The sequence below is a fragment of the Wenyingzhuangia gracilariae genome, from assembly GCF_056387575.1.
Map to the genome: position 1 here is coordinate 1,940,001 of NZ_CM150748.1, position 23,720 is coordinate 1,963,720.

The window sequence follows — 23,720 nt, forward strand, 5'->3', positions numbered from 1 at the left end:
TAGTGGGTTGCCCCATTCGGAAATCTACGGATATAACTCTTATGTGCAAATCCCCGTAGCTTATCGCAGCTTATCACGTCCTTCTTCGCCTCTGAGAGCCTAGGCATCCGCCATACACCCTTAATTAGCTTATTGTACTCTTTTGCGTCTTTAATTTTTACAATCTTGCGATTGTTGTATTTTTATTAATCGTCTATCTAAATGATAAACGATAATGTCTACTCAAGTAATATTATTTTTATAATATTATTATCAATATGTCAATGAACTTTCTTTCAATTTTCAATCTTACAATGTGCAATGAACAATTTTTTAATTGCTAATTCCCAACTGTTAATTGTTAATTGAATCGTGGAGAATATCGGAGTCGAACCGATGACCTCTTGCGTGCAAGGCAAGCGCTCTAGCCAGCTGAGCTAATCCCCCATTACTAGTAGTTAGTAATTAGTTTTTAGTCATTAGTAATTACTAATTCGTAATTGTAATTATTTCTGCTTCTAGAATTTCCTGTTTCACAAAAACACATACTATAGTTGTAGTCTCGGGCAGACTCGAACTGCCGACCTCTACATTATCAGTGTAGCGCTCTAACCAGCTGAGCTACGAGACTCAATATGTGATTGTGTATATATATAAAAATTAACAGCTAATTAAAAAGTAAATAGACTTCTCATAACATACATCTCTTTTCTCTAGAAAGGAGGTGTTCCAGCCGCACCTTCCGGTACGGCTACCTTGTTACGACTTAGCCCTAGTTACCAGTTTTACCCTAGGCGGCTCCTTGCGGTGACCGACTTCAGGCACCCCCAGCTTCCATGGCTTGACGGGCGGTGTGTACAAGGCCCGGGAACGTATTCACCGCATCATGGCTGATATGCGATTACTAGCGATTCCAGCTTCATGGAGTCGAGTTGCAGACTCCAATCCGAACTGTGACAATGTTTAAAGATTCGCATCCTGTCGCCAGGTAGCTGCCCTCTGTCATTGCCATTGTAGCACGTGTGTAGCCCAGGACGTAAGGGCCGTGATGATTTGACGTCATCCCCACCTTCCTCTCGGTTTGCACCGGCAGTCTCTCTAGAGTCCTCAGCTTAACCTGTTAGCAACTAAAAATAGGGGTTGCGCTCGTTATAGGACTTAACCTGACACCTCACGGCACGAGCTGACGACAACCATGCAGCACCTTGTAAGAAGTCCGAAGAAATGTCTATCTCTAAACAATGCATCCTACATTTAAGCCCTGGTAAGGTTCCTCGCGTATCATCGAATTAAACCACATGCTCCACCGCTTGTGCGGGCCCCCGTCAATTCCTTTGAGTTTCAATCTTGCGACCGTACTCCCCAGGTGGGACACTTATCACTTTCGCTTAGTCACTGAGCTAATGCCCAACAACTAGTGTCCATCGTTTACGGCGTGGACTACCGGGGTATCTAATCCCGTTCGCTCCCCACGCTTTCGTTCATCAGCGTCAGTATATACGTAGTAGACTGCCTTCGCAATCGGTATTCTATGTAATATCTATGCATTTCACCGCTACACTACATATTCTATCTACTTCCATATAACTCAAGACTAACAGTATCAAAGGCAGTTCCATCGTTAAGCGATGGGATTTCACCTCTGACTGATTAGCCCGCCTACGAACCCTTTAAACCCAATGATTCCGGATAACGCTTGGACCCTCCGTATTACCGCGGCTGCTGGCACGGAGTTAGCCGGTCCTTATTCGTAGAGTACCGTCAGTGTGGTACACGTACCACAGTTTCTTCCTCTATAAAAGAAGTTTACAACCCATAGGGCAGTCATCCTTCACGCGGCATGGCTGGTTCAGAGTTGCCTCCATTGACCAATATTCCTCACTGCTGCCTCCCGTAGGAGTCTGGTCCGTGTCTCAGTACCAGTGTGGGGGATCTCCCTCTCAGGACCCCTACCTATCGATGTCTTGGTAAGCCGTTACCTTACCAACTAACTAATAGGACGCATAGCCATCTTAAACCGATAAATCTTTAATTAATAATCCATGCGAATTATTAACACCATAGGATATTAGTCCACGTTTCCATGGGGTATCCCCTTGTTTAAGGTAGGTTCTATACGCGTTACGCACCCGTTCGCCGGTCGTCAGCAAATTGCAAGCAATCTCTGTTACCCCTCGACTTGCATGTGTTAAGCCTGCCGCTAGCGTTCATCCTGAGCCAGGATCAAACTCTTCATCGTTATTTTGTTTGACATATTGCTATGCCTTAAATTATGATGATGCTCAAAAAAATCTTCATACTCAATATCTGAAAAACTAATCCCAAATATCAGCATGTAATTTACTCTTTAATTTTACGCTGTCAATTTTCAATAGTATCAATGAACTTACGTCTTTTCAGACTCTTCATACAACTAACTCCCTTAGAAGTTAGTAACTTAGCTGCTTCGCTAAGCGGATGCAAATATAAGAACTTTTTTCTTTCTAAAACAAATAAAATTTAAAATATTTTTAAATCTTTTTTCTTCTATCGCGAAGCTTGTTAAAACCTCTTCTAAAAACCCTTAAAACCTTATATGAACTTCAACTTTAAACTAGTTGCCTAGTCGCTGTTGCGGCTGCAAAGATACGCACCTTTTTTGCTTTTTTCCTAATCTTTTTCAACCTTTTTTTATTTATTTTTTTCTAAAATACCTAAACCCCTTATTACTCGTACTTTATACACTAATCTTAACTCTTTCTTTTTTTAATATAGCTTTCTTTATTACTTATTATATAGATGCGTTAGGGATAGAACGACTTGTTTGAGCTCTTTTTTGAATTGTTGAAATATGAAAAGATTTAGGATGGTTACCCCATAAACAATCTTTATTACTCTTATTTAAAACCAAAAAAAGCGAGTAGTGATAGCCCGACCTGAAAGGTAACGACACAATAAATCAAAAAAGACTTGTTTAACTATACTCCTTTCCTCTATATAAAGGTTTAAAATGCTCATTGTAAATTGTGGCAATAAAAAAAGTGATGGGGTGTTATAAAATCAAAAAGCCATTTAGATTAATATCTAAATGGCTTTTTGATTTATATGTTTTTGATTATCCTCCAAAGTCATCAAAACGTACGTTTTCTTTTGGCACTCCAAAATCATCACACATTTTAACTACTGCTTGGTTCATCATAGGTGGTCCACAGAAATAGAATTCTATATCTTCTGGTGCCTCATGATCGTTTAAGTAATTATCAATTAAAGATTGGTGTACAAATCCTACAAAACCGTCACCTTCTTTATCATGAATATCTTTTTTAATCTTCCAGTTATCTTCTTCTAATGGTTCAGACAACACTAAGTACAATTGGAAGTTAGGGAATTTTTTCATTAAATCTTCAAAATAGTGAATGTAGAACAATTCACGCTTAGAACGACCTCCGTACCAATATGATACTTTACGACCTGTTTTCATGGTATGGAACAATTCATATAAGTGAGATCTCATTGGTGCCATACCAGCTCCACCTCCTATATAAATCATTTCAGCATCAGAATCTTCGTTAATAAAAAATTCTCCATAAGGTCCTGAAATGGTTACTTTGTCTCCTGGCTTTTGATTGAATACATAAGAAGATGCAATTCCTGGGTTTACATCCATCCATCCACCTTTTACTCTATCAAAAGGAGGACATGCTACACGTACATTCAACATAATTTCTCTTCCTTCTGCAGGGTAAGAGGCCATTGAGTATGCACGTTCTACTGTTTCTGGGTTTTTCATTACCAACGGCCATAAACCAAATTTCTCCCATTCTGTTTGGAATTTATCAGGTTCACCTGGGTGATCTGTTGGGTGTGCTGTAATATCCATATCAGAATACTTGACCTCACAAGGTGGAATTTCAATTTGAATATATCCTCCTGCTTTGTAGTCCATATCTTCTGGAATTTCTACTACAAACTCTTTAATAAATGATGCTACGTTGTAGTTACGAACTACGGTAGCTTCCCATTTTTTGATTCCGAAAATTTCTTCTGGTATAGAAATATCCATATCATTTTTAACTTTTACCTGACAACCTAAACGAGCTCCTTTAGCTAATTCTTTACGAGTAAAGTGAGGTGTTTCTGTAGGTAAAGCTTCACCTCCTCCAGAGTGAACGTGACATTCACACTGCAAACAAGTTCCACCTCCACCACAAGCCGATGGTAAAAATATTTTTTCGTTACCTAAAGTTGCTAATAAAGAACTTCCTGTATCTACTTCGATTGTTTTTTCTCCGTTGATCGTAATTTTTACTTTTCCTGATGGTAATAACTTTGCCTTAGCTCCTAATAAGATACTTACTAAGATTAAAACAATAATCAAGAAAACAACGATACTAATTGCAATTACATTCATAATTATATCTGTTCTTTATTATTATAATTTGATTCCTGAGAAACTCATAAATCCTATCGCCATTAACCCTGTAATGATGAAAGTAATTCCTAATCCCTTTAATGGTCCAGGAATATGAGAATATGCTATTTTTTCTCTAATGGCTGCAATCGCAACAATTGCCAATAACCATCCTATTCCAGATCCTAATCCGTACACAGCAGATTCTCCTACATTAGCAAAATCTTTTTGTTGCATGAATAATGATCCTCCTAAAATTGCACAGTTTACTGCTATTAACGGTAAGAAAATACCTAATGCTCCATATAGTGCTGGTGCAAAACGCTCAACAATCATTTCTACCAATTGTACCATAGATGCAATTACTGCAATAAACATGATAAAACTTAAGAAAGATAAATCTACACTAGCATACTCTTCTCCTAACCAAGATAAAGCTCCTGGTCTTAATAAATATGAGTCTATTAAAAAGTTTACAGGAACTGTAATAGACAATACAAATACTACTGCCGCTCCTAAACCTACAGCTGTATTTACTGTTTTTGATACTGCCAAGTAAGAACACATTCCTAAGAAATATGCAAATACCATGTTCTCAATAAATATACTCTTTACAAAGATGTTAATATATTCCATTTTTTTGTTGTTTAATCGTGGAATCGTTTAGCGTTTGATTTTAAATCTGAAACGTTAAAACGAATCAACATTGATTAGTGTTGTTCAATTAATTTTCTGTTCTTAGAACGTTGTACCCAAATAATGATACCCACTGTGATTAATGCCATTGGAGACAACAACATAAACCCATTATTTTCGTATCCTAATGCGTACAAACCTGTAGAATCTGCAATAGTTTTAGCTTTGTGACCTAAAATCTCAATTCCAAATAATTTACCAGACCCTAGCAATTCTCTAAATACAGCTACCAATACTAAGATTAATGCATAACCTGCACCGTTACCAACTCCATCTAAGAAAGATTTCCATGGTCCGTTTGCCAAAGCGAATGCTTCTAAACGTCCCATTACAATACAGTTGGTAATAATTAACCCAACAAATACTGAAAGCTCTTTACTTACATCATATGCATATGCTTTTAACACCTGATCTACTAAAATTACCAAAGAGGCTACAATTAATAATTGAACGATGATACGAATACGACCTGGAATTAAATTACGTATTAATGATACAATTACGTTAGATGCGATAACTACAAACAATACCGCTAAAGACATTACTACAGCTGGTTTTAATTGAACTGTAATTGCTAATGCCGAACATATACCTAATACCTGAACTGAAATTGGGTTGTTATCATTTAATGGATCTGATAACAACGCTTTATTTTGCTTTGAAAATAATGCTTCTTTTGATTCTGCCATGACTAGTTGTTTTTAAAATAAGGTAAATAACGAGACAATCTTTCTTCAATCATAGCTGTTACTCCATTAGAAGTAATTGTACCTCCAGAAATAGCATCTACTCCATGTTCATCATCTGCTTTTGCACCACCTTTAACGGCAACTACAGAAACAAACTCGTTAGACTTGTCTAAAATTTTCTTTCCTTCATATTGATCCTGAAACCACTCTGTTGTAATTTCTGCACCTAAACCTGGAGTTTCTCCTTTATGGTCATAGCTAGCACCCACTATAGTGTTTTCATCTTCATCAAGAGCAATATATCCCCAAATAGCATCCCAAAGTCCAGCTCCATATAAAGGAACTATGTAATATTTCTTTCCATCCTTTTCAGCAATGTAAAGAGGGTATCTTTGATCTTCTATTGGTTTTTTAATCTCATTCTTTAATCCTACGGTAAAAGCATCTGTTCCTTTGTCTACTTTTCCATCAAAAGTTAATGCCAATTGCTCTTTAATATATTTGTTAAAGTTCTCTTGAGCATCATCTCTACTTTCTACATCTACACCAATGGTAGATAATATGTTTTGCATTTTTTCTGCTTCTACATTTGCATCCTGTAAAGGTTTTAAATTGGTAGCGGTAAATGCTAATAATCCTGCAATAATTGTTACAATAATGATTGCGAAGATAAACGTATATGCGTTACTATTCTTGTTCATAATTATGCAGTTTTTAAACGGTTTTTACGTTTTTTTATGTTTCCTGCAATCACGTAGTGATCGATAGTTGGAGCAAAAACGTTCATTAATAAAATGGCCATCATCATTCCTTCTGGATACGCACCATTAAAGACACGAATCATTATTGCAAAGAATCCAATTAAGACACCATAAATCCACTTTCCTTTTTCTGTTTGTGCTCCGGACACTGGGTCTGTTGCCATAAATACAGCTCCAAAAGCAAAACCACCTACTAATAAGTGTTGCCACCATGGAAAGTTCATTAGCTCATTTACACCAAGTGCATTAAATATTAATCCCATTGCAGCACCTCCAATTAAAGTACCTGTCATAATTTTCCAAGAACCTACTCCTGTAAAAATTAAAATGGCAGCTCCTATTAAAATGGCTAATACCGATGTTTCTCCAACAGAACCTGGAATAAATCCTAAAAACATATCCATTACAGACCAACCTGCTTCTGTTCCTGCTGCTAATTGTCCTAAAATAGTTTCTCCCGACACTGCATCAATTGTACTTGCATCGGCTACCCAAACTTTATCTCCAGACATTTGTGGTGCGTAAGAGAAAAATGCAAAAGCACGAGCAATTAATGCTGGGTTAAAAATATTCATTCCTGTTCCTCCAAATGCTTCTTTTCCAATAAACACAGCAAAAACAACTGATACTGCCAACATCCACAAAGGAAAGTCTACAGGCATAATTAAAGGAATTAACATTCCTGAAACTAAATATCCTTCATTAACTTCGTGTTGATTGTAAACTGCAAAAGCAATTTCTATAGCCAAACCAACACCGTAAGAAACCAACAACATTGGTAAAAATTTCCAAGCTCCAAAAATCATACAGTCTAAAACAGCTGTACTTTCTCCTAACTGAGAAAAGTGTTGGTATCCTAAGTTATACATTCCGAAGAACATAGCTGGTAACAATGCAAAAATTACAGTTACCATTACTCTTTTTAAATCTACTCCGTCTCTAATATGTGCTCCTTTGGCTGTGTTGTGTTTTGGCACAAACAATAAAGTATCAATAGAATTGATTGCTGGGGCAAATTTTTCAAGTTTACCTCCCTTATTGAAAGGTTTTCTTATTTCGTCAAATTTCTTTCTTAAAAAATCCATTATCCTACTTCTTTAATCATTAAGTCTAATCCCTTTCTGATGATATCTTGAGCTTCTAATTTAGAAGTGTTGGTATAATCAACTAAAGCAAAATCTTCAGGAGCTACTTCGTAAATCCCTAAATTTTCCATTTTCTCAATATCATTTGCAATACATGCTTTTAATAGTTGCATTGGATAAATATCTAAAGGCACTACCTTTTCCATTTCTCCTGTAACTACTAGGGCTCTATCTTCTCCGTTTGTACTTGTAGTTAACTCATACTCTTTGTTAGGGTTTAACCATGCAAAAGATGTTTTTGAGTTACTATGAATTGATCCACTTCCTACAAATGGCAACCATCCAAAGAAACGATGTTCTTTTCCTTCAGGAATAATTGTAATTACATTGTCATAGAAACCTAAAAAGTCATCTACCTCTATTTGGGTTCCTGTTAAAACATTCCCAGAAATTACTCTAGCACCTTCTACAATTGCATTTTGAGTAACAACTTCTTGAATGTTTTGACCTGCTGCCAATAAATGGTATTGAGGATTGTTTACTTGAGAACCTGCCAATGCAACAACTTTAAGCGCATTGTATTTTCCTGTTAAGAACAATTCTCCAATAACAGCAACTCCCTGTGGGCTTACTGTCCAAACTCTCTCACCTTGATTTACTGGATTTGTAGCAGCTATTTGCGTTCCAACGTTTCCGGCGGGGTGCTTACCGTAAACATTTAAAATGTTTGCGTTTTCAATCTTGCTAAAGAAAGTAGCTTGGCTACCATCTACCGCTAAATTTACAGTTCCCTCCGTTAATTTTGTTAACGCATTAATTCCTGCTTGAAAAGCCTCTTCTTTCCCTTTTAGTGCATATGCATAATCAGGTCCTAGTGGAGCAGTATCAAATGATGAAACAAAAATCGCTTTAGGAGCATCTGCCGGATTTGCAACAACATCGTAAGGACGTTGTTTTACATACGCAAAGCTTCCACTCTCTAAGATTTTTTCTAAGACAGCTTCTTTATCTAAATCTAAAGGATTTGCTGCTTCAAAATCTTTGAACTGATCTTCTGATTTTGCCTCAATAATAATTGCTAAAACTTTACGCTTAGCCCCTCTTTTAATCTCTTTCACAATTCCACTTACAGGAGAAGTAAACTTAATCCTGTTATTTTCTTTTGAAAAGAAAACCACATCACCAACAGCAACTTCATCACCTGCCTTAACAACAAGCTTTGGTGTAATACCATGAAAATCTGTAGGTTTAATAGCGTAGAAAGCGGAACGAGAAGTTGCAGCTGTAGTCAGAGCTGCCTGTCCTTTAAGCTTAATTGTTAAGCCTTTTTTTACCCTAATGTCTTGTGACATATTTATAAATTTAATTTATTTTGTACGTATAAAATATGCAACAAATTTAAATAAATTGATTCTTGATAGATGTACAAAAGTACCTTTTATTTAGGGTCATTGTTTTATTTATAATAATTCTAAGTAATTTTATTTCAATTATTTCGTTGATTTAAAACGCACCTTGAAAAATAAATACTAATTAATTTGAAAACAGTATTTTAACAAAAAAAAATTATGATTTACAAACTCTTTTTTTTCTTTCTTTTTATCAACAGTTATTTATTTTCTCAAATAAATGATGCTGATTTTATTAAAAGCGTATACATCAAAAATAACCAAAGTGAATTCCCTCATACTGTACATCCAATACAGAGTACTATTACTTTTAGTTTTGATGATGTTAACGGGTATCAAGACGAATATTATTATTTAATTACACATTGTGAAATAGATTGGACTCCATCTGGTTTGCCAACCTCTTACTACATTGATGGTTTTAACAATTTACAGATAAATGATTTTGAAAACTCTTTTGGAACTTTACAGAATTACACCCATTATAATTTTACCATTCCTAATGAAAACACCACAATTACCAAAACAGGAAATTATCTTTTTCAGATTTTAAACGAAGAGGAAACGGTTGTTTGTGAACGAAAAATTACACTTTATGAACAAAAAATTAATGTTGGTCTTAAAATATCAGAAAGTAGAGATTTAGCAAATCTTAACAAAAAACAAGCTGTTGCTTTAACAATACACACAAATGGTTTAAATATTAATTATCCCAATCAGGAACTAAAAACATTTATTTATCAGAATGGAGATAGACAACACAGAACTCCTTTTTTAAAACCTACGTTTATAAATAACAACACCTATACTTACAGACCGTCTGACAAAACTGAATTTTATGCAGGCAATGAGTTTTATTATTTTGACAATAATGAAATTTTAAGAAATTCAAGATTTGTTGCTAAAAACTATAGAGAAGATAATAATTTTCATTCTGTACTCTTTCCTAAAAAAAGTAGAGCAAATAGCCTTTATGTTTACAATCCTGATATTAATGGGAGCTTTGTATTTAGAAACTTTAACTCTGAAAATACTGCTACCGAAGCAGAATATAGCAAAGTTCATTTTGCTTTGGAAAGTCAGGAAGATTTTAAAAACAAAGATATTTATGTATATGGTGCATTTAATAACTTTCAGCTAACCAAGAACAACAAACTACATCTTGACGAATCTGGCAAATACTTAACCACAAGCCTTTTACTAAAACAAGGTTTTTATAACTATGATTTTGTAATAAGAGAGGATATTTTAGACAAACATACCCTTAGCGGTTCTTTTTACGAAACCGAAAACAATTACGAAAGCTTGGTTTATTACCAACCTATAAACTCTATATATTACGAAGTTGTTGGTTATGGAATTGCCAACAGCAAGCAACAAATAGAAAATTAGTTGTTTTCTAATTTTTTCTTGATTATATTTAAATACATCAATTTTAATGAATGACTGAAGCGACTACTCAAGGAATTAAAATATCAGTAAATTCTGTTTTTTGTGGCATGCAAGAACGCAACCAACAAAAACATTATTTATTTGATTATTATATTATTATTGAAAACTTATCTCCATACACCGTTCAATTATTCTCTAGACATTGGGAAATTTACGATTCTTTGAATCAAACCGAAATTGTAGAAGGAGAAGGAGTTGTGGGCATACAGCCCATATTAAAAAGTGGAGAAAGACACGCATACAAATCGCATTGCATATTACTTTCCAATTGCGGATCTATGAAAGGACATTACAACATGTTAAATTTAGATACAAAAACTACGTTTAAAGTTACTGTTCCTAAATTTCAACTACAAACAGATTCTTTTCTTAACTAACTCTATAAAATAAAAATTTATTATTTTCTTGAATTACAACCACCTCTTTACAATTGGTTGGGTGTACAAAGTAATACGGTTTATTTATATCAAACTTTTCTGATTCACAAACAAAACTTCCTGTAAAATCATTTTTTCCGCTTGCTGTATATCTTTTTATTTGAAATTTATTTTCTATCTGTATTTCCATCTTAAACCAAGCACCACTACCAATACCACCAAGCCAAGTTGCATTTTCTAAACTAAACAAATCTTTATTAGGTAACTCGGTTCCTATTCTATTTAACTCTCCATTAAATTTATTGGTAAAACAAGTAAAATATTCCTTTAAAACAGATCTGTTGGTATAGTAATTTACTTGCTGATTTTGTACTACAAAAATCACATTCTCGGTAGTACCTTTGATGGCATTTCCTATAGGACTTGGAGTTAATAAATTAGATGTTTTTAATTTGAATTTTACCCGTAACAATGAACATGAATTAATAATTGTATCTGTTACAAACCTTGCACAATTACTCCCATTTTTTACAAAAGCACCATAAGGAACTTCTTTTTTCATAATTAAATCATCAATAAACTTTTGGGCTTTTTTATAACAAATTTGCTTGTTAACACTAGCTACCAGTCTTCCCTCACCATGTGTTTTTTCAGGATGCTTATCTAACCACAACAACAATTCATCTAAATTCTTTAATTCATTGTTGTATAGTATGGCTTTTAAGGGAACTTCTAACTCTACATCCGTTTCTTTAGACCGCACCCTTCCTGTTCCGTAAGAGGTAATGTACCTTCCAAAATCATAATAATCAACAGTTCCCAATGATTTGTTTATTAACAACAAAGCAGCATGTCCCGCTTGCACTGCATTTTTACTCCCCACCCCTATTAATGGCCAAATTTTACTAGAAAACTCGGTATGTGCAGGACGAACAACAGTATCTGGATACGACAATATTACTATAATTCCATCAGACTCCATAAGCTATGCGTTCACTTCAGAAAAAAGATTGGAAAGCGTTTGTTTTTTGTTTACAGTATAATCATGGTATTCCATAGACAAGTCTACATTATTTTTAACCACCATTGTTGTACTAATTGTTTCTACCAATTTTCTTTTCATTTTAGGAGCCGTTTCTACATTTCCTAAATCTTTATTCTGATGAAATTCTAAAACTTTTTCTTTGGTAACACTCTTACCAGACAACACCTTTTTTGCAAACCACTTTTTACGTTCGATTTTTATTTCATCGGTATATAAAGTAGATGAAGACCATATATAAGGAACATCTATATTAAGTTCTGTAATGTGTTTTTCATTTTTACACCAAACCAATTCATATGCTTTTTGATGATTTTCCCAATCTAATGCTATTAAAGTAAAAGGAGCTACTCCATCTAAATCAATAGACTCCAAAGTATTTTGCAAATTACGACTGGTTAATATAGTAGTAACTACCACTCCTCTACTTTTAGGAAACTTTACAGTAGGATCATGATACACAAACCCTCCGTTTAACAAACAAACCAAACGTTTATGTTCTGTTACACCTATCCAAGTTCCTCCGGCTACTTTATCTTTAGGATATACTAAATTCACTCCCAATTCTTTATAACAAGCAGGTGGCAAAGTTTCTCTTATAGCCTGTTCATCTCTATTAGATGTAAAAATAAACCCATTAGTTGTTGGAACATAAGTTACGGTACACATAAGCTCTTCTTCATATAGTTATCATACTTTTGTCTGTAAATCTATTAAAAATTACACTTCTTTAATATTTAGAGCGTGGCAGTTTGTTAAGATTGTTAAATTTGCACCTTCAATAAACCAGCATGCAACGCGTACAGAAACATTTTCCTATTGATTGCCTCTCTCAAATTAAAAATCAAATTTTAACTTGGGGAAACAATCATTCTACAGTTGCTTGGCTAGATTCAAATGAAAATTCTAAATCTACCACAGAAGGATTCTTGGCCATAAACACTATTAGTTTTCTAAAAACTGACAGTAAAAATGCTTTTAACAAATTAAAACAATACATTAATAGTATTCATGATTATGCTTTTGGTTATCTAGGATATGATTTAAAAAATGATGTAGAAAATTTATCTTCTAACAATATAGATGGTAGCAGTTTTCCTGATTTGTATTTTTTTCAGCCCGAAAAACTAATCGAAATTACCAAAAACAGCATTGTATTTAGATATCCGGATTATTTGCAAAACGATATTGAAACCGATTGGAATAAAATATTACAAACCAAATACATTCCACACACTAAAAACAACTTAACTATTAAAAGTAGAGTTGACAAAAGCACTTACATAAAACAAGTTGAAAAAGCGCTGCACGAAATTCATCTAGGCGAGGTATATGAACTAAACTATTGTCAGGAATTTTACGCAGAAAATGCAAACATTACCCCTTTAGATACTTATTTTAAATTGAACAGTATTTCTACAGCTCCTTTTGCTACCTATTTAAAATTAAATGATTTGTATTTACTATCTGGATCGCCAGAAAGGTTTTTAAAAAAACAAGGAGACACCTTACTTTCCCAACCAATTAAAGGAACAGCTAAAAGAGACAAAAACACACTAAAAGATCAAGCTCTAATAAATGCTTTAAAAAACAACACCAAGGAAATAGCAGAAAACATAATGATTGTAGACTTGGTTAGAAACGATTTGTCTCATATTGCTAAAAAAGGAAGTGTTAAAGTGAGTGAATTGTGTAAAATTTATACTTTTAAACAAGTTCATCAAATGATTTCTTCTATAACCTGCAATATTAAAGACAACATTCATGCTGTAGATGCTATTAAAGCTTGCTACCCTATGGGAAGCATGACAGGTGCTCCAAAAATTGCAGCAATGAATTTTATTGAGGAACTGGAAGCCAACAAAAGAGGAATTTATTCTGGAGCTGTTGGTTACTTTACTCCCAACCAAGATTTTGATTTTAATGTAGTTATTAGAAGTATTGTTTACAACCAAACCCAAAAATACGTGTCTTTTTCTGTAGGTAGTGCCATTACCGCAAAAGCAAACCCCGAAAAAGAATATGAAGAGTGCTTATTAAAAGCCAAAGCAATGAGAGAAGTACTAACACAATAAGATTTCATAATTTTAACAAAAAACAACCCCGTGCTTCTAAAGTTACAAAACCACTTAGCAAACAACTTTCCTTTTTTAAAGGATCAAAAACTATTGATAACTGTTTCTGGTGGAATTGACAGTATTGTATTGGCCTATTTATTTCATCAATTAGATTATAACCTTGGAATTGCACATTGCAACTTTCAATTAAGAGCCCAAGAAAGCGATGCCGATGAGTTTTTTGTGGAAAATTTTGCTCAGAAAAACAACATTCCTTTTCATGCAATTAAATTCAACACTCAAGAATATTGCACAAAAAATAAAGTATCTACACAAATTGGTGCTAGAGAATTAAGGTATAAATGGTTTACAGAACTGTGCACAGACTTTAATTACGATTATATTTTAACAGCACATCATTTAAACGATGTTATGGAAACTTTTTTCATCAACTTGTCTAGAGGAACAGGCATTGATGGGCTGACAAGCATTCCCCCAATCAATCAAAATATTATTAGACCTTTGCTTGCTTTCTCAAGAAAAGAAATAGAAACATATGCTTTAGAACATCATATAAAATGGAGAGAAGACCAAAGCAATGCAGAAACAAAATATTTAAGAAATAAAATTAGGCACTATATTGTTCCAGAACTTTACAAGTTAACCCCTAATTTTGAGGAAAATTTTAAAACTACTATTGCTCATCTTCATCAAAGCAAAACTTTTATCAACGCTAAAATTCAAGCTTTAAAAAACTCAATTTTTCGTGTAGAGAACAATATCATCAGCATTCAAAAATCAACACTAACACTTTTAAGTGTTTTTGAAATTTATGAATTGTTTAAACCTTACGGATTTCATTCATCTTCCGAAATTATAAAATTGCTGCAAGCACAAACAGGTAAAAAAACAGTATCAAGCACACATACCCTATTAGTTCATAGAAATGTGCTTCTTTTACACCCAAACCATCATCAAGAAACAAAAGAACACTACTTACTTAGCAACTTTAGTGAATTAGATGAGTTGCCCATTCAACTAAACGTTTCTAAAACAGCCGTAGAATTATCTCCAAACGCAATTGCTATTGATGCGGACAAAATTCAATTTCCATTAATAGTAAGAAAATGGCAAGAAGGCGATTATTTTTATCCGGTTGGAATGATGGGAAAGAAAAAAATTAGCAAATACTTTAAAGACTTAAAACTCTCTGAACTAGAAAAAAAAGCATGCTGGTTACTTTGCAACTCTAACAATCAAATTATTTGGGTAATAGGCTATAGAGCAGACCGAACCTTAACTACCAACAAGCCTAAAAAAAACGCTATTTTTTTACAAAAACAATGATATTCGTCAACATTGGTATCCGTTGTTAACTCTATAACTATTTAGTTATAACTGTATTTTTTTACTATATTTTTTTACAGTACACGTCCATGTTGTATATTTATAAAAATTAATCTAATAAAACATGTCTAAACAAACCAAACTAACAAGATTCAACGACAATGTTCTTGCTAAATATCAGGTTTACAACAGTGTTTTTTCCACCTTACCTTTTGACAGTGTAAGCAAAACAGGAACACTATTACCCCTATTTAATGAGAGCTGTATTGAAGGTTTTAAAAGTGGCAAAACTCCCACAGAAATAGTAGATGAATTCTTTGACAAATACAAAACTGGAACTTCTGAAGAAGAAAAAATCAGTTTTTTATTCAAATTTATTCAATACATAGAACGTCAGGTAGTATTGTTTGATGCTATTGAAGATGCTGCATTCCCTATTGTAAACAACATGGCGGGTGTTGGTACCATCAGAAACATTAAAGAAGAAGCTAGTTCTAAACGCGTTAGAAAAGAATTAAGACAATACTTAACAGAGTTTAAAACTCGTTTGGTATTAACTGCACACCCTACGCAATTTTACCCAGGTACTGTTTTAACTATTTTAACAGATTTACAAGAAGCTATTAAAAATGACGATTTAAGTTTGATTAAAAAGTTATTAGCTCAATTAGGTAGAACAACTTTCTTTGCAGATAAAAAACCTAGCCCATATGATGAAGCAATTAGCTTGATTTGGTATCTAGAAAACGTATTTTATCACTCAATTAGTAAAATTTACGATTACATTCAATCGCACTTATTTGATGGTGATGATATTGATAATGAGATCATCAACTTAGGATTCTGGCCATGTGGAGATAGAGATGGTAACCCATTTGTAACCACAGAAACTACCTTAAAAGTTGCTAGAAAACTAAGACAAACCATTCTTAAAAATTACTACAGAGACGTTCGTCAACTAAAACGTAGATTAACATTCCCTGGTATTTTTGAGTTAATGAATGAAATAGAATCTGCTTTGTACGACAGCTGCATTACAGAAAATTCACCTATCAGAATATCTGTAGAGTCTTTATTAAGCAAAATGATTTCTATTAAGAAAACCTTAAAAGAAGAACACAGTAATTTATTTGTTGATGAAGTGGATAGCTTTATTAACAAAGTAAAAGTATTTGGATACCATTTTGCAACTATGGACATCCGTCAGGATAGCCGTGTGCACCACGATGTATTTACAGGTATTGTAAAAGAACTACAAGAAAAAGGAGACACTACTTTCCCTGCTAATTACTTAGAACTATCTCCTAACGAGCAAATAGAAGTATTAGCAAAAGTAAAAGGAGACATCAATCCAGATCAATTCTCAGAAGAAATGGTTGTTAGAACTTTAGGTTCTATTAGAGCTATAGGAACTATTCAAAGAGAAAATGGAGAAAAAGGTGCCAACCGTTACATTATTAGTAACAACCAAACAGCTTTAAACGTAATGGAAACCTTTGCAATGTTAAACCTATCTAATTTTGAAGATGGTTTAAAAGTAGATGTTGCTCCGTTATTTGAAACAGTAGACGATTTAGCCATTGCTCCAGAAGTAATGAGACAATTGTATTCTATTCCAGAATATAGAGCTCATGTTGCTAGTAGAGGAGACAAACAAAACATTATGTTAGGTTTCTCTGATGGTACCAAAGATGGTGGTTATTTAATGGCCAACTGGGGAATTTACAAAGCCAAAGAAGAATTAACAAAAGTATCTCGTGAATTTGGAATTAAAGTTATATTCTTTGACGGACGTGGTGGACCACCTGCTCGTGGAGGAGGAAAAACATCTAAATTCTACGCTTCTTTAGGAGAAAACATAGAAAACAAAGAGATTCAATTAACCATTCAAGGACAAACAATTAGTTCTAACTTTGGTAACTTAGACTCTTCTCAGTACAACATAGAGCAATTATTAGGAGCTGGAATTACCAATAAGATTTTTAACGATCCTATGAATGCTTCTTTATCTGACGAACAAAAAGAATTGTTAGAAGATTTGGCTGAATCTAGTTTTAAAGCATATTCTGACTTTAAAAACCACGAAATGTTTGTGCCTTACTTAGAACGTATGAGTACTTTAAAATTCTATGGTAAAGCTAACATTGGTTCTCGTCCTTCTAAACGTTCAAAGTCAGACAAATTAAACTTTAGCGATTTAAGAGCCATTCCTTTTGTTGGATCATGGTCTCAATTAAAGCAAAACGTTCCTGGTTTCTTTGGAGTAGGTACAGCCTTTAAAAAGTACGAAGATGCAGGAGAGTTTGATAAAATTCAAGATCTATACAACAACTCTAACTTCTTTAAAACATTGTTAGAAAACAGTGTAATGTCTATGGAAAAATCTTTCTTTGATTTGACTAGATATATGGCAAAAGATGCAGAGTTTGGTGAGTTCTGGAACATTATTCATGATGAATTTGAATTGACAAAGAGATTGTTATTAAAATTAACAGGACACACAGAGTTAATGCAAAATTATCCTGATGGAAAAGCATCTATTGCTGTTCGTGATTCTATTGTATTGCCATTGTTAACCATTCAACAATATGCATTAAGAGAAGTACAAAACATGAGTAGAGAAGCAAATCCTGATGCGAAACGCTTAGAAACTTTTGAAAAAATTGTAACTCGTTCCCTATTTGGAAATACAAATGCTAGTAGAAACTCTGCTTAATATTAAAAAGTAGTTTATACATAAAAAGCCTTTCTAACTATTTAGAAAGGCTTTTGTTTTTTGTAAAAGAACTTAGTCTATAAAAAGTTCTTATTTATTTTTTGTTATACAGCATCGGATTCAACTCTTCGTCATTATACATTTTCATTTGTTTGTAAACCTTCATGTACTTTTCTCCTTTTTCTATATCTTCAATTAAATCATTAATTGCCGTAGACAAATCTACTCTTTGTTCCAATAGAATATCTAATTTTTTCTGACAAGCTGCTTTATGATTCTCCGAAGCAGACTCACGGGTAGCTTCTTCTTTCATATGATATATTTTTAAAGCTAAAATAGACAGCCTATCAATAGCCCAAGCCAGACTTTCAGAATTAATTTTAGCTCCTTTATTCACTTCTACATCTGCATATTTCTGTAAAAAGTAGCTATCTATATACTCCACCATATCGGTTCTATCTTGATTAGAAGCATCTATCTTTCTTTTTAAAGCCAAGGCTTCTGTAGGATTTATTTCTGGCAAACGAATAATATCTTCATAATGCCATTGAACAGTATCAATCCAACATTTTCTATATAACAAATGCTCTAAAGTACTTGCATCATACTCATTCTTAAAAGGCTGATCTACATCATCCACTATGTGATATTTTGCTATCACTGCATCAAATATTTTATTAAAATCTTGTGCTTTTAAACTCATCTTTAATTAAATTTCCTTTCTATTAATAACAACAACCTTTCCTCATAAATTTCTTTTCCGTCCCAATTATAATCTTTTTTTATCATTTTTAGGAAAGTTGTAGCATTTTTTTGAGAATCCATTGTATTCAGCTGCGAAATTACTCTATTAAAATCTTCCTGACTGCCATCAAACAAATTTTTTACAAAAGCAATTCTATCGTTTAAATCTATTTGCAGATTTTTTTGCTGCATTATAGATTCATTTATCGATTTTTTGGGGTTTATTCTCTCTGCATTTTCAAAAATATCAGTAGCTACATCTAAAGAAACTGTAGCTCCAAATTCTTTTTCTAATGTATTTTTCAACTCTTTAGAACTATCATCTGAGCTATGTTTTATATCATCAACCTTAGAAAACAAATCTACAACACTATCTTCTTTAGGTTCTTTGTGTATGTCTGTTTCTACATGTACTATTTTTTCTTCTACCACTGTTTCTTGGACTATGGTTTCTTGAATTGTAGTAGATTCTGTAATAGCTTCAACCTCCTTTATGTCTTTTTCATCCACTTCTTCTAGCAAAGGTTCTGCAACAGTTTCTTTAGGTGTTACAAACGTTTCCTCAATTAGTTCACTTACCGTTTTTTTATTTTGTGGCGTTTCTTTAACATAATTTTCTATATATGCCAAAACCGTTAGTTTTTCGTATACCTGGTAGGCTTTGTTTTTTAACAAAACCACATCATCTCCTTTTTTTAATTTTAGAATACTATGAGCCAAACTCATTAATTCTGCTTCTAATTTTTTTTGCATAAATAGTTTGATAAATTTTGATTCGAGAGGTTCATTTTTATTTGATAAATTTGTGCAACTTATCAATGTGCTAAATTAAGCATATTAGATAGACACTAACACTGATAAAATTACAAAATGTTTCTTGAAAACACCGTAAACCATAAAGAGCAATTTGGTTGGATTGAAGTTATTTGTGGTTCTATGTTCTCTGGTAAAACAGAAGAACTAATTAGACGACTACGACGTGCACAAATTGCCAAACAAAGAATAGAGATTTTTAAACCCTCTATAGATACAAGATATGATGAAGAAAATGTGGTTTCTCATGATGAAAAACACATTAGATCTACTCCCGTTCCTGCAGCTGCTAATATTAGGTTGTTAGCCAATGATGTTGATGTAGTAGGAATTGATGAAGCTCAGTTTTTTGACGATGAAATTGTAAGCGTATGTAATGATTTGGCCAATAAAGGAATTAGAGTTATTGTTGCTGGCTTAGATATGGATTTTAAAGGAAACCCTTTTGGACCTATGCCTCATTTAATGGCTACTGCAGAATATGTTACCAAGGTACATGCAATTTGCACCAAAACAGGAAATTTAGCTCACTACAGTCACCGTAAAACAACAAGCAACAACAAACAAGTTATGTTAGGTGAAAACGATGCTTATGAACCATTGAGCAGAGCTGCTTATTACAAAGCTAAAAATAGCTCCAATGAAAAATAAGCACGTTACAGAATTACAGATTAATTTATCTGCCTTAAAACACAATTACCAATATTTAAAAAGCAAAACAAAACCCAATACAAAAGTGTTGGCTGTGGTAAAAGCTTTTGCTTATGGATTAGAGCCTAGCAACATTGCTAGCGAATTAGAAAAAGAAAGGGTTGATTATTTTGGTGTTGCCTATGCTAACGAAGGGGTTTTATTAAGAGAAAAAGGCATTAAAACTCCTATTTTGGTGTTGCACGCACAACCACAAAATTATTCTTTATTGGTTGAGTACAAATTAGAACCTAATATTTACTCACTACATACTTTAAAACAATTTTTAACTTTTGCTAAAGAGCAAAAGTTAAAAGAATATCCTGTGCATTTAAAGTTTAATTCTGGTTTAAATCGTTTAGGCTTTAATGAAGATGAAGTTGAGGAACTTTTAGAAGTTATCACAAACAATTCAACCATTAAAATTGCCTCTGCATTTTCGCACATAGCTGCTAGTGAAGATTTAAATGAAAAAGAATTTACGGAGAAACAAATCACAACTTTTAACAATATTATTACGCAACTACAGTCAAAATTAACTGACCGTTTTACGGTTCATATGAGTAATACATCGGGAGTTATTAACTACCCTAATGCTCATTTTGATATGGTTAGATTGGGAATTGGTTTGTATGGATTTGGAAACGATGCTAAAGAAACTGCTCAATTAAAAAACGTAGCCACATTAAAATCTGTTATTTCACAAATTAGAACTGTAAAAGCAGGAGAAAGTATTAGTTATAACAGAGCTCTAATTACCCAAAAGGACGAAAAAATAGCCATTATTCCAATTGGCCATGCCGATGGCTTTTCTAGGCCTTTAGGTTGTGGAAATGGATATGTTACCATTAACGGACAAAAAGCATACACTGCAGGAAATGTTTGTATGGATATGATTTTGGTAAACGTAACTCACATTAACTGTAAAGAAGGTGATGAAGTTGTTATTTTTAACAACCAAAAAACCGTAGAAGAATTTGCTACAATATGCAACACCATTTCTTACGAAATTCTAACGGCTATAGCACAAAGAATTAAAAGAACATTTATTTATTAAACCATTTTTATGGAAGCACTTAAAACTAAAACCACAGGTTTTTACAAAGAGTTTAAAGCTTTTTTAATGAAAGGCGACATTGTAAGTTTGTCTACAGCCGTAATTATAGGGGGAGCTTTTAAAACAATTGTAAGCTCTTTAGCTGCAGACATTATTATGCCGTTTGTGGGTTTATTTTTAACAGGAAAAAACGTAAATAATTTATTTCTTGTTTTAGGCAAAGGAAAATTTAACACCCTAACCGAAGCCAAACAAGCTGGAGCCGTTGTAATTACTTACGGAAATTTTATACAAGCTGTTATTGATTTTATTATTATAGGCTTTGTCATTTTTGTTTTCTTAAAAGCCTATGAAAAAACAAAAAAGAAAGAAATTGCCAAAGCCAAAGGACCTACACAAGAACAATTGTTAGCAGAAATTAGAGATTTGTTAGCAAAAAAATAAACTTAAAACCTTAATCAAAACTTTGGTAAAGCATAAGTTGTAATAGGTCTTTACAAACAAAATTTTACCTTTCAGACATCAGATTAAAAAAGTAACTTTACACCTTTAATTTAAAGCATAAAAATGTACAGAAGTCATACTAACGGAGAGTTAAGAATAGAAAATATAAATCAAGAAGTTACCTTATCAGGATGGGTTCAAAAATCAAGAGATAAAGGATTCATGATATGGGTTGATTTACGTGATCGTTACGGAATTACTCAATTGATTTTTGATGAAGAAAGAACAGAAGCTTCTGTAATTGAAAAAGCCAAAACTTTAGGACGTGAATTTGTAATTCAAGTACAAGGAACTGTTATTGAAAGAGAGGCTAAAAACAAAAATATTCCTACTGGAGATGTAGAAGTTTTGGTTAAAAAATTAACCATTCTTAACCAAGCCAACTTACCTCCTTTTACCATTGAAGACGAAACCGATGGTGGAGAGGATATTCGTATGAAATATCGTTACCTAGACATTCGAAGAAATCCTGTAAAAAACAACTTAATTTTTAGAAGTAAAGTTACTCAAGAAGTTCGTAACTACTTATCTAATCAAGATTTTATAGAAGTTGAAACTCCTTATCTAATTAAATCAACTCCAGAAGGAGCTCGTGATTTTATTGTACCTTCTAGAATGAATGAAGGAGAGTTTTATGCCTTACCACAATCACCACAAACCTTTAAACAATTATTAATGGTAGGTGGAATGGACAAATATTTTCAGATTGTAAAATGTTTCCGTGATGAGGATTTACGTGCAGACAGACAGCCGGAATTTACACAAATTGATTGTGAATTGGCTTTTGTGGAACAAGAAGATATTTTAAACATTTTTGAAGGAATGACTCGTCATTTACTAAAAAAAGTAAACAATGTAGAAATTGGAGATTTTCCAAGAATGACTTTTGAACACGCCATGAAAACTTATGGTAACGACAAACCAGACATCCGTTTTGGAATGGAGTTTGGAGAGTTGAATAATGTTGCGCAACAAAAAGAATTTAAAGTATTTAACGATGCTGAATTGGTGGTGGGTATTGCTGTACCAGGAGCTGCTAGTTATACCCGAAAAGAAATTGACAAATTAATTGATTGGGTAAAACGTCCGCAAGTAGGTGCTTTAGGAATGGTTTATGTAAAATGTAACGAAGACGGTACCTTTAAATCATCTGTAGATAAGTTTTACGATCAGGAAGATTTGGCTGCATGGGCAAAAGCAACAGGAGCCAAACCAGGGGATTTAATTTGTGTATTGTCAGGTCCTGCAAATAAAACAAGAGCTCAACTTTCTGCTTTGCGTATGGAATTGGCAGAACGTTTAGGTTTAAGAAAACCTAACGAGTTTGCTCCATTGTGGGTGATAGATTTTCCTTTGCTAGAATGGGATGAAGAAACTGAAAGATACCACGCAATGCATCATCCTTTTACAAGTCCTAAACCAGAAGACATGCCTTTGTTAGACACCGATCCTGGAAAAGTAAGAGCCAACGCATATGATTTGGTTTTAAACGGAAACGAAATTGGAGGGGGATCTATTAGAATTCACGATAAAGAAACACAATCTTTAATGTTTAAACATTTAGGATTTACAGCAGAAGAAGCCAAAGAACAATTTGGATTCTTAATGAATGCTTTTGAATATGGAGCACCCCCACACGGAGGTTTGGCTTTTGGTTTGGACCGATTGGTTGCAATTTTAGGAGGACAAGAAACCATTAGAGATTTTATTGCTTTCCCTAAAAACAATTCAGGTAGAGATGTAATGATTAATGCTCCTGCTGCTGTTACGCAAGAAGTTTTGTCTGAACTACATATAAATCTAAACACTTCAAAAGAATAAAGTTGTAATACTTTATAGAGTTCACTAAATTTAACATAAATCTTAAAAAAGTCATCCGTATTGTTTTTTTAAAATTTATCATAATCAACTA

At 33.4% G+C, this 23,720-nt stretch carries 19 protein-coding genes, 2 tRNA genes and 2 rRNA genes (1 of these 23 only partly in view); 9 read left to right on the forward strand and 14 right to left on the reverse strand.

The genetic code is table 11. The features are described from left to right. The 10 genes from ACY2IJ_RS08510 to ACY2IJ_RS08555 all read right to left on the reverse strand — a co-directional run. Positions 1-135 (reverse strand): 23S ribosomal RNA (locus ACY2IJ_RS08510); it reaches 2,658 nt to the left of the window's first position. 217 nt (positions 136-352) lie between these two features. Continuing rightward, positions 353-426, reverse strand: a tRNA-Ala gene (locus ACY2IJ_RS08515). A 110-nt stretch (positions 427-536) separates the two neighbouring features. After that, positions 537-610 (reverse strand) — tRNA-Ile (locus tag ACY2IJ_RS08520). An 86-nt stretch (positions 611-696) separates the two neighbouring features. Beyond that, a 16S ribosomal RNA gene (locus tag ACY2IJ_RS08525) occupies positions 697-2,218 on the reverse strand. Together the 16S and 23S rRNA genes with 2 tRNA genes alongside form the textbook arrangement of a ribosomal RNA operon. A gap of 855 nt (positions 2,219-3,073) precedes the next feature. Further along, positions 3,074-4,369: an NADH:ubiquinone reductase (Na(+)-transporting) subunit F gene (gene nqrF / locus ACY2IJ_RS08530; RefSeq protein ID WP_476723937.1), complete on the reverse strand. Its 1,296-nt coding sequence runs from the start codon at positions 4,367-4,369 to the stop codon at positions 3,074-3,076. A gap of 21 nt (positions 4,370-4,390) precedes the next feature. Beyond that, entirely contained in the window at positions 4,391-5,005 is a 615-nt protein-coding gene (gene nqrE, locus ACY2IJ_RS08535; RefSeq protein ID WP_476723938.1) for an NADH:ubiquinone reductase (Na(+)-transporting) subunit E, read from the reverse strand. A gap of 74 nt (positions 5,006-5,079) precedes the next feature. Continuing rightward, a complete protein-coding gene (locus ACY2IJ_RS08540) occupies positions 5,080-5,754 on the reverse strand; it encodes an NADH:ubiquinone reductase (Na(+)-transporting) subunit D (protein WP_476723939.1) in 675 nt (224 codons plus the stop codon). Positions 5,755-5,756: 2 nt separating this feature from the next. Next, positions 5,757-6,455: an NADH:ubiquinone reductase (Na(+)-transporting) subunit C gene (gene nqrC / locus ACY2IJ_RS08545; protein WP_476723940.1), complete on the reverse strand. Its 699-nt coding sequence runs from the start codon at positions 6,453-6,455 to the stop codon at positions 5,757-5,759. 2 nt (positions 6,456-6,457) lie between these two features. Next, a complete protein-coding gene (locus ACY2IJ_RS08550; RefSeq protein WP_476723941.1) occupies positions 6,458-7,600 on the reverse strand; it encodes an NADH:ubiquinone reductase (Na(+)-transporting) subunit B in 1,143 nt (380 codons plus the stop codon). Next, the gene (locus tag ACY2IJ_RS08555) at positions 7,600-8,952 is read right to left on the reverse strand and encodes a Na(+)-translocating NADH-quinone reductase subunit A (protein ID WP_476723942.1); all 1,353 of its coding nucleotides are present in this window, start codon (positions 8,950-8,952) and stop codon (positions 7,600-7,602) included. Before ACY2IJ_RS08555 ends, ACY2IJ_RS08550 begins: the two co-directional genes overlap by 1 nt. A gap of 216 nt (positions 8,953-9,168) precedes the next feature. On the opposite strand from ACY2IJ_RS08555, the gene ACY2IJ_RS08560 reads away from it, so the two are divergent. Further along, positions 9,169-10,401 carry a type IX secretion system plug protein gene (locus ACY2IJ_RS08560; RefSeq protein WP_476723943.1) on the forward strand — a complete coding sequence of 411 codons (1,233 nt, stop codon included), beginning with the start codon at positions 9,169-9,171 and terminating at the stop codon, positions 10,399-10,401. Between the two features lie 50 nt (positions 10,402-10,451). Beyond that, on the forward strand, positions 10,452-10,838 hold the full coding sequence (gene apaG / locus ACY2IJ_RS08565; RefSeq protein WP_476723944.1) for a Co2+/Mg2+ efflux protein ApaG: 387 nt from the start codon (positions 10,452-10,454) through the stop codon (positions 10,836-10,838). Here apaG and ACY2IJ_RS08570 read toward each other — a convergent pair. Both ACY2IJ_RS08570 and ACY2IJ_RS08575 read right to left on the reverse strand, forming a co-directional pair. Further along, positions 10,831-11,820, reverse strand: coding sequence for a DUF6695 family protein (locus ACY2IJ_RS08570; RefSeq protein ID WP_476723945.1), 990 nt, complete (start codon positions 11,818-11,820; stop codon positions 10,831-10,833). The two genes, apaG and ACY2IJ_RS08570, sit on opposite strands and share 8 nt — an antisense overlap. 3 nt (positions 11,821-11,823) lie before the next feature. Then, positions 11,824-12,549 carry an NRDE family protein gene (locus ACY2IJ_RS08575; RefSeq protein WP_476723946.1) on the reverse strand — a complete coding sequence of 242 codons (726 nt, stop codon included), beginning with the start codon at positions 12,547-12,549 and terminating at the stop codon, positions 11,824-11,826. Positions 12,550-12,671: 122 nt separating this feature from the next. On the opposite strand from ACY2IJ_RS08575, the gene ACY2IJ_RS08580 reads away from it, so the two are divergent. The 3 genes from ACY2IJ_RS08580 to ACY2IJ_RS08590 all read left to right on the forward strand — a co-directional run bounded on the left by ACY2IJ_RS08580 (position 12,672) and on the right by ACY2IJ_RS08590 (position 18,000). Then, the gene (locus tag ACY2IJ_RS08580; protein WP_476723947.1) at positions 12,672-13,955 is read left to right on the forward strand and encodes an anthranilate synthase component I family protein; all 1,284 of its coding nucleotides are present in this window, start codon (positions 12,672-12,674) and stop codon (positions 13,953-13,955) included. Between the two features lie 30 nt (positions 13,956-13,985). Further along, a complete protein-coding gene (gene tilS, locus ACY2IJ_RS08585) occupies positions 13,986-15,284 on the forward strand; it encodes a tRNA lysidine(34) synthetase TilS (RefSeq protein WP_476723948.1) in 1,299 nt (432 codons plus the stop codon). Between the two features lie 124 nt (positions 15,285-15,408). After that, positions 15,409-18,000 (forward strand): phosphoenolpyruvate carboxylase, encoded by a 2,592-nt coding sequence (locus ACY2IJ_RS08590; protein ID WP_476723949.1) that lies wholly within the window; start codon positions 15,409-15,411, stop codon positions 17,998-18,000. Positions 18,001-18,094: 94 nt separating this feature from the next. Here ACY2IJ_RS08590 and ACY2IJ_RS08595 read toward each other — a convergent pair whose 3' ends face one another. Together ACY2IJ_RS08595 and ACY2IJ_RS08600 are read right to left on the reverse strand one after the other, a co-directional pair. Further along, positions 18,095-18,703: a DUF4254 domain-containing protein gene (locus ACY2IJ_RS08595; RefSeq protein ID WP_476723950.1), complete on the reverse strand. Its 609-nt coding sequence runs from the start codon at positions 18,701-18,703 to the stop codon at positions 18,095-18,097. Positions 18,704-18,705: 2 nt separating this feature from the next. Continuing rightward, a complete protein-coding gene (locus ACY2IJ_RS08600; RefSeq protein WP_476723951.1) occupies positions 18,706-19,497 on the reverse strand; it encodes a hypothetical protein in 792 nt (263 codons plus the stop codon). A gap of 117 nt (positions 19,498-19,614) precedes the next feature. On the opposite strand from ACY2IJ_RS08600, the gene ACY2IJ_RS08605 reads away from it, so the two are divergent. The 4 genes from ACY2IJ_RS08605 to aspS all read left to right on the forward strand — a co-directional run bounded on the left by ACY2IJ_RS08605 (position 19,615) and on the right by aspS (position 23,629). After that, positions 19,615-20,208 carry a thymidine kinase gene (locus ACY2IJ_RS08605; RefSeq protein ID WP_476723952.1) on the forward strand — a complete coding sequence of 198 codons (594 nt, stop codon included), beginning with the start codon at positions 19,615-19,617 and terminating at the stop codon, positions 20,206-20,208. After that, on the forward strand, positions 20,198-21,304 hold the full coding sequence (gene alr, locus ACY2IJ_RS08610) for an alanine racemase (RefSeq protein ID WP_476723953.1): 1,107 nt from the start codon (positions 20,198-20,200) through the stop codon (positions 21,302-21,304). The genes ACY2IJ_RS08605 and alr overlap by 11 nt, the downstream gene beginning before the upstream one ends. A 9-nt stretch (positions 21,305-21,313) precedes the next feature. After that, positions 21,314-21,748, forward strand: a complete 435-nt coding sequence (gene mscL / locus ACY2IJ_RS08615; protein ID WP_476723954.1) for a large conductance mechanosensitive channel protein MscL — start codon at positions 21,314-21,316, stop codon at positions 21,746-21,748. Between the two features lie 123 nt (positions 21,749-21,871). Next, positions 21,872-23,629: an aspartate--tRNA ligase gene (aspS, locus tag ACY2IJ_RS08620; protein ID WP_476723955.1), complete on the forward strand. Its 1,758-nt coding sequence runs from the start codon at positions 21,872-21,874 to the stop codon at positions 23,627-23,629. Positions 23,630-23,720 lie beyond the last annotated feature (91 nt).